The 14,293-nt window shown below is 41.6% G+C and carries 14 protein-coding genes; 2 read left to right on the forward strand and 12 right to left on the reverse strand.

Annotation, left to right across the window (positions count from 1 at the left end; translation table 11 throughout):
- Positions 1–81: 81 nt before the first annotated feature.
- Positions 82–693 carry a YtjB family periplasmic protein gene (locus L4C37_RS00890; protein ID WP_429767640.1) on the forward strand — a complete coding sequence of 204 codons (612 nt, stop codon included), beginning with the start codon at positions 82–84 and terminating at the stop codon, positions 691–693.
- Between the two features lie 174 nt (positions 694–867).
- Here the strand turns inward: L4C37_RS00890 and deoD are convergent, their stop codons facing one another.
- The 8 genes from deoD to prfC all read right to left on the reverse strand — a co-directional run bounded on the left by deoD (position 868) and on the right by prfC (position 9,881).
- Entirely contained in the window at positions 868–1,584 is a 717-nt protein-coding gene (deoD, locus tag L4C37_RS00895; RefSeq protein ID WP_137373463.1) for a purine-nucleoside phosphorylase, read from the reverse strand.
- Positions 1,585–1,649: 65 nt separating this feature from the next.
- The gene (locus L4C37_RS00900; protein WP_137373462.1) at positions 1,650–2,870 is read right to left on the reverse strand and encodes a phosphopentomutase; all 1,221 of its coding nucleotides are present in this window, start codon (positions 2,868–2,870) and stop codon (positions 1,650–1,652) included.
- Positions 2,871–2,891: 21 nt separating this feature from the next.
- Positions 2,892–4,220, reverse strand: coding sequence for a thymidine phosphorylase (deoA, locus tag L4C37_RS00905; RefSeq protein WP_137373461.1), 1,329 nt, complete (start codon positions 4,218–4,220; stop codon positions 2,892–2,894).
- 111 nt (positions 4,221–4,331) lie between these two features.
- Positions 4,332–5,108, reverse strand: a complete 777-nt coding sequence (gene deoC, locus L4C37_RS00910; RefSeq protein ID WP_137373460.1) for a deoxyribose-phosphate aldolase — start codon at positions 5,106–5,108, stop codon at positions 4,332–4,334.
- Positions 5,109–5,701: 593 nt separating this feature from the next.
- The gene (locus L4C37_RS00915) at positions 5,702–6,964 is read right to left on the reverse strand and encodes a NupC/NupG family nucleoside CNT transporter (RefSeq protein ID WP_137373459.1); all 1,263 of its coding nucleotides are present in this window, start codon (positions 6,962–6,964) and stop codon (positions 5,702–5,704) included.
- Between the two features lie 204 nt (positions 6,965–7,168).
- A complete protein-coding gene (locus L4C37_RS00920; RefSeq protein WP_429767641.1) occupies positions 7,169–7,945 on the reverse strand; it encodes a TatD family hydrolase in 777 nt (258 codons plus the stop codon).
- The gene (locus L4C37_RS00925) at positions 7,938–8,111 is read right to left on the reverse strand and encodes a DUF5363 family protein (RefSeq protein ID WP_429767642.1); all 174 of its coding nucleotides are present in this window, start codon (positions 8,109–8,111) and stop codon (positions 7,938–7,940) included. The genes L4C37_RS00920 and L4C37_RS00925 overlap by 8 nt, the downstream gene beginning before the upstream one ends.
- Positions 8,112–8,291: 180 nt before the next feature.
- Complete coding sequence (prfC, locus tag L4C37_RS00930; RefSeq protein ID WP_137373457.1) at positions 8,292–9,881, reverse strand: peptide chain release factor 3; 1,590 nt, start codon at positions 9,879–9,881, stop codon at positions 8,292–8,294.
- Between the two features lie 236 nt (positions 9,882–10,117).
- Here prfC and L4C37_RS00935 point away from each other — a divergent pair, with 236 nt between their 5' ends.
- Positions 10,118–12,178, forward strand: coding sequence for a putative bifunctional diguanylate cyclase/phosphodiesterase (locus tag L4C37_RS00935; RefSeq protein ID WP_429767643.1), 2,061 nt, complete (start codon positions 10,118–10,120; stop codon positions 12,176–12,178).
- A gap of 112 nt (positions 12,179–12,290) precedes the next feature.
- Here the strand turns inward: L4C37_RS00935 and rimI are convergent, their stop codons facing one another.
- The 4 genes from rimI to ubiT all read right to left on the reverse strand — a co-directional run bounded on the left by rimI (position 12,291) and on the right by ubiT (position 14,265).
- Positions 12,291–12,758 (reverse strand): ribosomal protein S18-alanine N-acetyltransferase, encoded by a 468-nt coding sequence (gene rimI / locus L4C37_RS00940; RefSeq protein WP_429767644.1) that lies wholly within the window; start codon positions 12,756–12,758, stop codon positions 12,291–12,293.
- Positions 12,751–13,161, reverse strand: coding sequence for a DNA polymerase III subunit psi (locus tag L4C37_RS00945; RefSeq protein ID WP_429767645.1), 411 nt, complete (start codon positions 13,159–13,161; stop codon positions 12,751–12,753). The genes rimI and L4C37_RS00945 overlap by 8 nt, the downstream gene beginning before the upstream one ends.
- An 89-nt stretch (positions 13,162–13,250) precedes the next feature.
- The gene (locus L4C37_RS00950; protein WP_429767646.1) at positions 13,251–13,754 is read right to left on the reverse strand and encodes a GNAT family N-acetyltransferase; all 504 of its coding nucleotides are present in this window, start codon (positions 13,752–13,754) and stop codon (positions 13,251–13,253) included.
- A complete protein-coding gene (gene ubiT, locus L4C37_RS00955) occupies positions 13,738–14,265 on the reverse strand; it encodes a ubiquinone anaerobic biosynthesis accessory factor UbiT (protein WP_137373452.1) in 528 nt (175 codons plus the stop codon). The genes L4C37_RS00950 and ubiT overlap by 17 nt, the downstream gene beginning before the upstream one ends.
- Between the last annotated feature and the right edge of the window lie 28 nt (positions 14,266–14,293).

The following is a 14,293-nucleotide window of genomic DNA, read 5'->3' on the forward strand; positions in this document are numbered from 1 at the left end:
GACGTTAACCTATTGCAATTTAAAAACGCAAGTCTCAATATGTCTAAATATAAAATTTGTTTACTCTAGGTTTATCTAAACATGAATGAATCACTTTTTTCATTGCGTAATGCTCTGCGTATTTTTGCCTTAATTTTGCTTAGTGTGATGTTTATTGTCACCATCAAAAACAGCGTCGTTATTAGTAAAGGCAACGAGAAAATTCAAAGTAAACAGTTAGAAACCCTAACCAAGGTTTTAATTTCTCAAGCCTCTTTATCAGCAAGCAAGATGATTGCTCAACAAGATCAAGAAAGGTTGCTACAGCTGACTAACCAGCTATCCCAAGATCGCTTGGTATTTGATGCCACTATTTACGACGCTGAAGGAATTCGTTTAGCATCCAGTGAACAAGCAAGCACAGTAAGAGATATTCTAGGTTTAGATACGCCACTCGCAACGGCAAGCATTGGGCGACAACAACTTGTTGAGCCTATTTACTCAGCAGAAAATGCCATTATAGGTTTTGTTAGAGTGACCTTCGAAACCGGAAAGGTGACCTCGATTTCAGATCATCATTACCGTAGGATTGATCGTTACATGCTAGGAATGATTTTGATGGGGTTTATTAGTGGGATGCTTTTCATCTTAATCATCCGTAAAAAGAAAACAAAGCCTGGTGAAAACTTACTACTTAAGAATGTGGCCCAGTAAGAACTCAAAATAAAGTGCCGTGTAATCAATAGCTAGAAGCTAAGATTCAATATTCTGGCTCTGATTAGATTCCAGATAAAAAAGCCCCCAAAACTCAGGCAGTTTTGAGGGCTTTTGTTTGTCCATTACAAATGTCTCATCTCTTTATGATAAAAAGATTAACACTCATAATTATTATGCGTCGCCAAGAAGAACTGAATCTAAAGCAATCAGCATCATTTCATTAAAAGTGGTTGCACGCTCATCTGATGTGGTTTGCTCACCAGTTTTAATGTGGTCCGAAACAGTACAGATCGTTAGTGCTTGAGCGCCGTACTCAGCCGCAACACCGTAGATCCCAGCCGCTTCCATTTCAACGCCCACAATTCCGTACTTATCCATTACTTCGAACATTTCAGGATCTGGCGTATAGAACAGTTCAGCAGAGAATAGGTTACCGACTTTTACATCAATACCGCGAGCTTTTGCTGCTTCTTCTGCATTACGAACCATCTTGTAGTCAGCAATAGCGGCAAAGTCATGACCTTTGAAGCGAATGCGGTTCACTTTAGAATCCGTACATGCACCCATGCCAATTACAACATCACGAACTTTAATATCTTCATTTACAGCACCACAACTGCCGACACGGATAACCTTTTTAACACCAAAGTCTTTAATAAGCTCAGTCACGTAGATTGAGCAAGATGGAATGCCCATACCGTGCCCCATTACTGAGATCTTACGACCTTTGTAAGTACCGGTATAACCAAACATGCTTCGAACATCACAAACTTGTACAACATCATCTAAAAAAGTCTCAGCGATGTACTTGGCGCGTAGCGGGTCACCTGGCATTAAAACAACGTCAGCGAATGCACCCATTTCTGCATTAATATGTGGAGTTGCCATTGAAAATATCCTTTATCTCAAACCAAAAAAAGAAGAGAGAGGTCTCCCTCTCTCTTAGTTAACTATTATAAAAAGCTTGTACCGTGTCCCATCGCCGATGTGCCAAAGTATGTTGCTAAACTCTGACCAATATCTGCAAATGTATCGCGACGCCCTAAAGAGCCCGCAGGGATGTTCTTACCGTAAACAATCACTGGGATATGTTCACGTGTATGATCAGTTCCTGGCCATGTCGGATCACAACCGTGATCGGCAGTTAGGATAAGTACGTCATCTTGCTCCATCATATCAATGACTTCATTGATACGACCATCAAAGTACTCAAGCGCTGCAGCGTAGCCTGCAACATCACGACGGTGGCCGTAAGCTGAGTCGAAGTCTACAAAGTTAGTGAATACGATAGTGTTATCGCCCGCTTCTTTGATTGCTTCTTTTGTCGCTTCGAATAAAGCAGGAATACCTGTCGCTTTAGTTTTCTGAGTAATACCACAACCTGCATAGATATCAGAGATCTTGCCGATTGAGTGAACGTTACCGCCCTTCTCATCAACAAGTTTCTGAAGAACAGTTGCCGCTGGTGGCTCAACAGAAAGGTCACGACGGTTACCAGTACGCTCAAATTGACCTTTACCAGGGCCAACGAACGGACGCGCGATAACACGACCAATGTTGTAATCTTCTAATTCTTCGCGAGCGATTTGACAAAGATCGAGCAAGTTTTGCAGACCGAATGTCTCTTCATGACAAGCAATTTGGAATACTGAATCCGCTGAAGTGTAGAAGATTGGTAAGCCAGTCTTCATGTGCTCTTCACCTAGGTTGTCTAGGATTTCGGTACCTGATGAGTGGCAGTTACCTAAGAAATCAGACAAACCAGCGCGCTCAAGGATGCGATCAGTTAGTTCTTTAGGGAAGCTGTTCTCTTTATCAGTGAAGTAACCCCAATCAAACAATACCGGTACACCAGCAATTTCCCAGTGACCAGATGGCGTGTCTTTACCAGAAGATAACTCTGCTGCATGACCGTATGCACCAATAATTTCAGCATTTGCATCCATACCAGGAGCAAAGCGACCTGTTGACTCTTTATGAGCCATAGCTAAGCCAAGCTTAGACAGGTTAGGTAATGTTAGCGGACCTTGACGATCAGCGTTATCTGCTAAGCCTTTATCACAGTGATCTGCGATATGACCCATAGTGTCAGAACCTACATCACCGAATGTATCTGCATCTGCAGTTTCGCCAATACCAAATGAATCTAAAACTAAAATAAATGCTCTTTTCATTGCTCTCTCCACCAGAGTAATTTATACGTCTTCAGAACGAATCTGACGGTAAACATCTGGAGTTGCTGTATATTCTCCGCCCACAGTGATTGCATTTTGTAATGCAGTCGCGGCTTCTTGCCACTGTTGTTCGTTGCGAGCATGAATCATTGCTAATGGCTTATCTTCACTTGCTACTTCGCCTAGGCGAATGAAGTTATCAAAACCAACAGCGTAATCAATACTGTCTGTTGCTACGCGGCGACCGCCACCCATACCAACAACAGCCATACCAATTGCACGCGTATCCATCGCAGATACGACACCGCTTTCTAACGCATACACTGGTTTAATAATTTCTGCTTTATCTAGGTAATTATCGTAGTTTTCTACGAAATCTGCTGGACCACCAAGCCCTGCAACCATCTTACCAAAGCACTCTGCAGCTTTACCGTTATCCAGTACAGCCATCAGTTTTTCGCGTGCTTCATCTGAATCTTTCGCTAGGTTACCAAGCACAAGCATTTCAGCACATGACGCTAGAGTGATCTCTAATAAACGTGGGTTACGGTATTCACCCGTTAGGAATTGAACCGCTTCACGTACTTCAACTGCATTACCTGCCGATGAAGCCAATACTTGGTTCATATCAGTTAGGATTGCCGTTGTTTTCGTACCAGCACCGTTTGCTACTGCAACGATAGACTTCGCCAGTTCTTCAGATGCTTCATACGTTGGCATGAATGCGCCTGAACCTACTTTTACATCCATGACTAGAGAATCAAGGCCAGCAGCCAATTTCTTAGATAGGATAGAAGCAGTGATTAGCGAGATGTTATCTACTGTTGCCGTGATATCACGAGTCGCGTAAACACGCTTATCAGCAGGTGCAAGATCGCCAGTTTGACCGATGATCGCAACACCAGCGTCTTTAGTCACTTGACCAAACACATCGTTTGTTGGGGTAATGTTGTAACCAGGAATTGATTCTAGCTTGTCTAGCGTACCGCCAGTGTGTCCTAGACCACGTCCAGAAATCATTGGAACGAAACCACCACATGCTGCCACCATAGGGCCAAGCATTAATGAAGTTACGTCACCCACACCACCAGTAGAGTGTTTATCAACGATTGGACCATCAAAGTTCATGTGGCTCCAATCAATAACCATACCTGAATCACGCATCGCACAAGTTAGTGCAATACGCTCTGGCATAGACATTTCATTGAAGAAAATAGCCATTGCGAATGCTGCAATTTGGCCTTCAGATACTTCATTCTTAGCAACGCCTTGAATGAAAAAGTTGATTTCTTCAGTAGTAAGAATTTCGTTGTCGCGTTTTTTACGGATAATTTCTTGAGGTAGATACATTAGTGCCTCCCAAACTCTGAGCGAGTATGGTTGTAGGATAAAGAGGTAATATGGAGTGGCTTAACGCCACTCCATCAAACAGACTTAATTTTTCATACCCGAATGGGTAAATTAGTATGCTGCTGGATCCGCAGTTTTGTCTGTTACTTCTAATGTATTAAGTAGGTTAGTCAGAAGACTTGAAGCACCAAAACGATAGTGCATGTTATCAGCCCATTCTGCGCCTAAAAGCTCGTCAGCCATTGCTAAGTATGCTTGTGCATCTTCAGCTGTACGAACGCCACCAGCAGGTTTGAAACCAACTGTTTTTGCTACACCCATGTCACGAATAACTTCAAGCATCATGCGTGCAAATTCAGGTGTTGCGTTTACTGGCACTTTACCAGTAGAAGTTTTAATGAAGTCAGCGCCTGCTTCAATACAGATTTGAGATGCTTTCTTGATTAGAGCTTCTTCTTTTAGCTCACCCGTTTCGATGATCACTTTAAGAGTGATGTCACCACAAGCAGCTTTACACTGTTTAACTAGGTTAAAGCCAACTTCTTCGTTACCAGCAATTAATGCGCGGTATGGGAATACAACATCAACTTCATCTGCGCCGTACGCAACTGCTGCTTTTGTTTCTGCAACAGCAATATCGATGTCGTCATTACCGTGTGGGAAGTTAGTTACAGTAGCAATACGAACTTCTGGCGTACCTTGCTCACGTAGTGTCTTCTTAGCAATAGGAATAAAGCGAGGGTAGATACAGATTGCAGCTGTGTTGCCCACTGCAGTCTTCGCGTCATGACAAAGAGCGATCACTTTTTCATTCGTGTCGTCGTCATTCAACGTAGTTAGGTCCATAAGTTTAAGTGCACGTAGAGCTGCTGCTTTTAAATCGCTCATTTCTATCTCCGATCAATATATTCAAATAGTTAACTACTTCGCCCCCCATCCAGTATAGATGGAGAATAAAAAAATGCTCAGTAGTCACCAATGAACGGACTTGGTTCCCTGAAGACTTGATAACACACTACTGCATTATCAATTGCTATCCTTGTCACCGCACAGTACCAGTTTGGTCTATGGCACAACAATTCAGTCATGTTGTGTCTAACATCTATAACTTGAGTCAAATCTAGCTAAGCTACATTTAACGAAAGCTAAGTATGGCTAAATTCCTAATCTAATAAAACCAATATCACTTATAGGGAGCAAATATTACGAATCATCAGTGTAAAGCCAAGAAGAGAATCCTATCTCTTAAGCTTATACATTATAGGCATCAGCCCAAAATTTGTAGTGCTCCTTAGAACGCAAACGGTTTGTATCTCAAAATAAATTAGAAAACGGCATTTACTCAATGAATATCTTAGATGAAAACTATCACTTTCCATTCAACAGAGATATTTGCTCGTTTCTAAAACAAAAAAGCCCCGTAGCAATTTCTTGCTACGGGGCGATATTATAATGGCGTCTATATATCGAGTTCTAACGAATTAGAAAGATAGGAAGAAGCCAGCAATAGTTGCTGCCATCAAGTTAGATAGAGTACCAGCAATAACCGCTTTAACACCCATACGCGCGATGTCGTGACGACGGTTTGGAGCAATACCACCTAGACCACCAAGAAGAATCGCAATTGAAGAAAGGTTTGCGAAACCACATAGTGCGAATGCGATGATAGCTTGAGTCTTCTCAGACATCACTTGACCAGTCGCTTCAACGATTTGAGCGTTCTCACCAACGTATGGTACGAAGTTTAAGTATGCAACGAATTCGTTAACAACTGTCTTCTGACCAATGAAAGAACCAGCGATAGTCGCTTCTTCCCATGGCACACCAATGATGAATGCTAGTGGAGCGAAGATGTAACCTAGAAGAAGTTCTAGAGTTAGGTTGTCCATACCGAACCAACCACCGATGCCACCTAGGATACCGTTGATAAGAGCGATTAGACCGATGAATGCTAGTAGCATTGCACCTACGTTAAGTGCTAGTTGAAGACCAACAGAAGCACCGCCAGCAGCTGCATCGATAACGTTAGCAGGCTTGTCGTCGCCACCGTCGATGTCAGAACCTAGGTTCTCATCAACTTCATCAGTTTCAGGCTTGATGATTTTAGCGAATAGTAGACCACCAGGTGCTGCCATGAATGACGCTGCAACTAGGTACTCTAGAGGAACACCCATAGATGCGTAACCCGCTAGTACACCACCAGCAACAGATGCTAAACCACCACACATTACTGCGAATAGTTCAGAGTTAGTCATTTTAGGAACAAATGGGCGAACAACTAGAGGAGCTTCCGTTTGACCAACGAAGATGTTTGCTGCTGCAGACATAGACTCGGCGCGAGAAGTACCTAGAGCTTTCTGAAGACCACCACCAAGAACCTTGATTACAACTTGCATCGCACCAATGTAGTAAAGTACAGAGATTAGAGCAGAGAAGAAGATTAGTGTAGGTAGAACTTGGAATGCAAAGATGAAACCGATACCGTCAACTGAGAAGTTAACTAGGCTACCAAATAGGAAGCCAGTACCATCTTTACCGTAGTCGATCACGTTTGCTACACCAGCAGAGAAACCTGCAAGTAGATCACGACCCCAAGGGATGTAAAGTACGAATGCACCAAGTGCGAATTGGATAGCGAAAGCGCCAGCCACTGTTCTGATATTAATTGCTTTGCGGTTATCGGATAGTAGTACTGCGATTGCGATCAGTGCAAACATTCCGACGAGGCTCATAAACAGGCTCATAGTTTATGACTTCCTTATTAGTTATTGATTGGCGTGTGACAAAATGGAGCTATAAAGCGGGAGCAATTATACTCATGCGACCACTAATAAAGTAATGCCGGCCTCACACTTTGGTATAAGATTCATGAATCATTCACACGCATCTGTGAGTCGGATCACAGGTGATGTGTAATTTAGGCAAACGATAAACAAAATATTCAGATTTTATTCACAGATATCGAATAGCAAATGGCTGTTTTGCCACATTCGCACTGCAACCGATTGCTTTGTTTCTTTTCTAAGCAAAGCCAGTTCATTCAATAAAACCTCTAAGTACTTCGAATGATTCAGCTGCCCTTGCAACCCATTAAAAGGCATATCCGGCGCATCCGTTTCTAGTACTAATGATTCAAGCGGAAGTTCTGAGATCGTAGTTCGTGTTTTTTTTGCTCTAGGGTAAGTTATCGTTCCTCCCACACCAATGAAGAAACCGAGCTTTATCCACTCTAACGCTTGCTGTTTGCTTCCAGAAAAACCATGAACAACTCCACCACCTTTAAACTTATTTTGCTTAATAAGTTGTATAAGGCGATTATGTGACTGTCTTTCATGGACTATTATAGGTAGCTTAAATTCATCAGCTAAAGTCAATTGAGCAACAAAGAAATCCTCTTGTTTTTGCATATCGACACCAATTGCGAAATCTAAGCCACATTCACCTATTGCCACGCATTGCCCTGAACGTTGAATCAAAAAATCTCGCAGTGACTCTAATTGAGATGATGAGTAATCATCCAAAAAATAAGGGTGGAAACCAACGGCAAAGTACACGTTCCTATATTGCTTAGAAATAGCATGGAGACGAGCCCAATTAGCTTTTCCAATTGCAGGCACCATAAATTTAGTCACATGAGACTTCCCTGCATCAGCAAGATACTGCTCAACACCTTCACTAAAAACCTCAAAATCTAAATGGCAATGGGTATCAAACAAATTAGTCATGGTGCTTCCCGTTGGGCCGTTCTGCCTTTGTATTAGTGGTTTCGTCATCAGCATTAATAGTGTCAGTTCGATGTGGAACACAACTACGCTTGTTTTCAGGTGTTAAGCCAAGTTCTTCACACCACTTGTCATATCGCCTTACTAATGATTTTAACCAACTCAACATCGCAGCCTCTCACACATGTATTTGTTCTCTGTAATTTCATAACTTCTAAATAAATGAAGTAAAAATCACCAAGATAATATTTCGAGTATAAAAAAACGCCTATTGATGAACAATAGGCGCTTTATCAAACTTACACATCGTGATTAAGCGTAAAGCCAAAGACGAGTGTTATCGAGTTGATTAGTGCTCGCGTGTTGCGCGGAACTTAACTTCAGGGAAACGTTCTGAAGCTAAGTTCAGGTTTACCATCGTTGGAGCAATATAAGAAAGGTTGTCACCACCATCTAATGCTAAGTTAGCTTGGCTCTTACGCTTAAACTCTTCCAGCTTTTTCACGTCATCGCATTCAACCCAGCGAGCTGTTGCAACGTTGACACCTTCATAGATCGCTTCTACGTTGTATTCTGCTTTTAGACGAGCCACAACCACATCAAACTGAAGTACACCAACCGCGCCAACAATTAGGTCGTTATTTTGCAGTGGGCGGAATACTTGAACCGCACCTTCTTCAGATAATTGAACCAGACCTTTAAGAAGTTGCTTTTGCTTAAGAGGATCACGTAAACGAATACGGCGGAATAACTCAGGCGCAAAGTTTGGAATACCAGAAAACTTCAGATTTTCACCTTGAGTGAAAGTATCACCAATCTGGATTGTGCCGTGGTTATGTAAACCGATAATGTCGCCTGCGTATGCTTTTTCTGCACGAGAACGATCGCCTGCCATGAAAGTTACTGCATCTGAAATACTTACATTTTTACCAGTACGAACATGGTTCATCTTCATACCTTGGTCATAAGTTCCCGATACAATTCGCATGAACGCGATACGGTCACGGTGCTTAGGATCCATATTTGCTTGGATCTTAAATACGAAACCAGAGAACTTCTCTTCAGTTGCTTCAACTTCACGCTCATTTGCTTGGCGAGTTTGTGGACCCGGAGCCCATTCAGTCAAACCATCTAACATGTGGTCCACACCGAAGTTACCTAATGCAGTACCAAAGTAAACAGGCGTTAGCTCACCAGCTAAGAAAAGCTCATGATCAAACTCAGGACATGCGCCAATCACTAGTTCTAGTTCTTCACGAACACTTCCAGCAAGGTCTTCACCAACAGCAACATCTAACTCTGGGTTATCTAACCCTTTAATAATGCGAACTTCTTGGATTTCATGACCATGACCAGATTCATACAAAATCGTTTCATCGCGGTGAATATGGTAAACACCTTTAAACTCTTTACCACAACCAATTGGCCATGAGATTGGAGCGCAAGCCATACCTAGCTCACTTTCCACTTCATCCAGCACTTCCATTGGGTCACGAACATCACGGTCAAGTTTGTTCATAAATGTAACGATTGGCGTATCACGAAGACGAGTTACTTCCATTAGCTTACGTGTACGGTCTTCGACACCTTTCGCAGCATCAATAACCATTAGGCAAGAATCAACCGCAGTTAAGGTACGGTAAGTATCTTCAGAGAAATCTTCGTGTCCAGGAGTATCTAGTAGGTTCACTAGGCATTCGTTGTATGGAAACTGCATTACAGATGTAGTTACCGAGATACCACGTTCTTTTTCCATCTCCATCCAGTCAGATTTTGCATGCTGGTTAGAGCCACGGCCTTTAACAGTACCCGCTTTTTGAATCGCGTTTCCGAATAAAAGTACCTTTTCAGTAATCGTGGTTTTACCCGCATCCGGGTGAGAGATAATGGCGAAAGTTCTACGTTTAGATACTTCACCAATAAATGGAGTATTTGACATGAATGTGTTCTTCTTTGGTTGGCCAATGTATCAAACAATTCAATAAAATTGTATGAGAGCGAGTTGGACGAATCTATTACGGCGTATTTTCCCCTATATTTACTCAATGGGCAACTTGTCTGTATATAAGCTTCGAGCACAACCTTTGATGCAATGTTGATGAAATTACAATAGATGATCAAATTATCAATAAATATGAGCTATAACTAAATAAGTGGCAGATAATGGTTATAGGTATGACGACAACAAAAAAAATACATTCGTTAGCATTTAAACAGGCTAAAACAGTTTTCTTAGTTTCCGTTGTTCTTGGGGTGTTTTTTAGCTTCTACCACATTGTTGTGGATTTACACCAAGAACAAACTCGAATTGAAGACCATTACCAGTTCAAGCTGTTGCAGAATTATTCGAATGCAAGCCAAGCGGCATATCACCTTAATCATTTATTGGCAGATCAAGTTGCCTCTAGCCTAATGATGGATAAAGCTATTTATAGCGTTGCTATTATTGATGATTTTGGCGATATGCTAACCAAACAAGATCGTGTAATCGAACAGCAAGATCTTATTACACGCTTACTTTCGGACTTCTTAACACCTGATACTCCTTTTTATAGCGCTGAACTTCATCAGCCAGATTCTAATGTTATTGTTGGAACGCTCAATTTTTCAGTCAATGGAACCACCATAGCTGAAGCATTTATTTCTAAATCCAGCCGGATACTTATTTTTGATCTCATTCGAAATATATTACTGACCACTATTTTGCTGGCTTTCTTCTATTACAAGCTGTCAAAACCAATCGTGACATTAATTGAATGGGTGCAATCTCTTCAAAATCGTCAAACCGCTCTCCCACTTCCGATGAATAATCGACAGGATGAATTAAGCCGGCTCGCGACATCCTTTCATAACATTTGGCAAGCTCGTGAAGCAGCTGAAAACCAACTTAATCAACTTGCGTATTTTGATACCTTAACAGGGCTGGCAAACCGTAGCTTATTACTGAAAAAACTCAATGAGACCATCAGTTCAGCCATGAAGTCTAAAACGTCTGGAGCTTTATTTTATTTAGACTTGGATCGCTTCAAAACTATCAACGATTCATTAGGTCACACAATTGGAGACCATTTAATTAAAGCTATCTCTATGAGAATTGAAGCTTGGGTGAAAGAACAAGACATTGCCGCGAGAATAGGCGGGGATGAGTTTGCGATTTTAATGCCTGATATCAAAATCGAGCAAGCTCCAGATATGGCAAAACAATTGTTGGCTTTAATCTCTAACCCTTACTCCATTGATGACCACCAGCTTTATTGCACTGTGAGTATTGGTATTTCCATGTTCCCTTCAGAAGGGATAACCAGTATTGATGTATTACGTCAAGCCGATACAGCGCTCTACCGAGCCAAAGTGGCAGGTCGGAATAAATACATGTTTTATGAACCTGAGATGCAAGCTCAGGTTGAAACCTTTCTTGATATTGAAAAAGGTCTACATGAAGCTCTGAGTAAAGATCAATTAGAGCTTTACTATCAACCACAGGTGAATGACAAACATGAAATCATCGGAGTGGAAGCTTTAATTCGCTGGAATCACCCGGATCGCGGTTTGCTACCTCCAGGGGTATTTATGCCGATTGCAGAAGAAACCGGGCAAATTTTGAAAATTGGGGATTGGATCATAGAGCAGGCTTGCTACCAATATGCGAGCTGGGAAAAACAAGGCGTCTTACCTGAATGCTTCCATCGTCTCGCCATCAACATTAGCCCTCTGCAATTTTCTCAAGAGTCTTTTGTCGAGCACATAACCCACACTTTATCTCAAGCCGGTATCACTGGAGAAAATATAGAACTTGAGATAACAGAAAGTTTACTACTTGAGAATGTCGATGATGCCATCCGAAAAATGGCGCAGCTTAAAGAGCATAACTTAAAAATATCTATTGATGACTTCGGTACTGGCTACTCTTCTCTTCGCTACTTAAAACATCTCGCTGTAGATGTTTTGAAAATAGATCGCTCTTTTGTTACCCAGCTTCACTTAGATGAAAGTGATCAAGCCATTGTCGACACAATCATTATGACTGCACAACGATTAAACCTCGAAGTCATAGCTGAAGGAGTGGAAGAAATACCTGAACTCGATTCATTAAAAGCCTTAGGCTGTAAGCAATTTCAAGGGTACCTGTTTGATAAGCCTTTACCCGTAAGTGAAATCACTCAGCGATTATTGAATTACCACTATGAATTGAAAAGCGAGGAACCTTTAGCAACAAGAAATGAACGAATGAGCTAATGAGCTAATGAGCTAATGAGCTAATGAGCTAATGAGCTAATGAGCTAATGAGCTAATGAGCTAATGAGGATAGCATTGCTCACTAGCTAAATTTCAGACACAACATTTAGCTCTAGAAGAAGATGTAACTCATAATAATGGCATCTTCTTTACCTTGTTTGCTCGGGTAGTAGTTTCTACGGCGGTCAACTTCATTGAAACCGACCCACTCGTATAGACCAAATGCGTTGTGGTTACTTTCTCTGACTTCAAGCCATGCGCTTTCAGCCTTTGCTTTTTCACACACATCAAGGAAGTGTTCAATTAACGCTTTACCATAACCTTTGCCTTGCTCTTTTGGGTCAACGGCAATGTTCAACAAGGTGACTTCCCCAACAATATTTTGAGCAAAGAAATAGCCAACGATTTCATCATTAACAATCATGGCATGATGACATGCACCACGGCTATTCAGGTCACGAATCATAGTCTCAGACCATGGGTGAGAATGAGCCGCTTGCTCTATTCGCCAAACAGAATCTAAATGCTGTTCAGAAGTGGGTAATAGTTGAATTTTATTTACAGCAGATTGGTTAGTCATAAGCACAAATTTGTTGCCATAAATCACGGCGATGTTGGTTATTACCGTCAATCTCAGATAACAAAGGAGATTGAAGTACTTTAGCATCTAGTTTTATTGGAGAGGAGCAACCAGCAAACCATACCCAATCAGCCGTATTACTCTCGATAGATGCAAATTGGTTAGAAGGTATATATAGGGCTTGCGATAAATCTAGCTTGATACTTTTTACCACACGCTCAAACATCTCGGCTAATTTACCTTCAGGCTTTTCATCAGAAACCAGAAGTAACTTACAGCCTTCAGGCAATACCTCGAGGTCAACTTTGTATCCGGTTAACCGCTCTGGGTGAATAAGCTCCCATTGGTCTATGCCCATTTCGTGCAAATATTGAGACTGTATTGATGATGATATGCTTGCCATAAATAACCCTTTATAGAACGACGCCGATACTAACAAAAAATAAAGGAGCATCAAGCTCCTTTATTATGTTAATGAATCAAATAGAAACACTACAGTTCATTAAACTCAGGGCAATATTCAATAACACCGCTATGTTCGTCAAAAGCCCCAGAAGCTAGCTCAATAGCCTGAAACGCGCCAGCTGGAACTTCCCAAGCACACGTCAGATCAAACTGGCTGGCAGATTTAAACCCCATACGAGAGTAGTAATTCGGATCGCCAAGCACCACACAAGCTGGGTAACCAAATTCATGCAAAGAAGATAAGCCTTCTTTCACTAAAGTTTCACCGATGCCTTGTTTTCTGAACTCTTCTTTTACAGCTAAAGGCGCTAAACCTTGCCAGTTGTGGTCAGTACCATCCAACATCACAGGGCTAAACATAGTATGACCGATCACCTCACCTTCATCAGAGCAAGCCACCAACGATAACGTTAAGTGACTATTTTCACGCAGGCTCATGACCAGTTTGGCTTCCGCATCGGTTTCAAACACTGACTTAAGTAGGCGGTCTATCGCTAAGATATCAGCGGGTGCTTCAGTTCGAATAAGCATTTATTACCTCATTTTGTGTATGAGGCGATTGTACTCCCTTCTGCACAAAATCAGCTAATTGATTTAATAACATTTTCATAGGAGCGGGAAGTAACTCTAAATCTACGCTGTCCATTAAGTTCTTCACTTCTAATCCCAGCTCTGTATCACCTTCAATAGAAAGACGTCGTTGGAAAAATAAAGTGTCCGGATCTTCTTTTCGACCTGCAATCAGAACAAGATCATTCAAATTACCACTAAAGCTTACATCTTCTGCTACTTCTTTATCTGCGACGATAAGCTTTTCATTTTGGTAACTAATACACCAACTTAGCTCCATGTCTTTTATCGAAACTTTCAGCCACTTATCTTCGAGGAATTCAAAGTCACCATCTTCTAAGGCTTCTTGGAAGACGGTTTTCAGCCCTTCAAGCAAGGCTTTTTTTTGTACTGATTTAGGCAATAACTGGACTGGGGATCGCAAAATTGATGCGGCATTTTGAACTAGTTGAGTGCGAATCTTGTGTATCACGTGACTTATCCGTAACTTAAACAATAAC

The sequence above is a fragment of the Vibrio kagoshimensis genome (assembly GCF_050337535.1).
GTDB classification, from domain to species: Bacteria; Pseudomonadota; Gammaproteobacteria; order Enterobacterales; family Vibrionaceae; genus Vibrio; species Vibrio gallaecicus.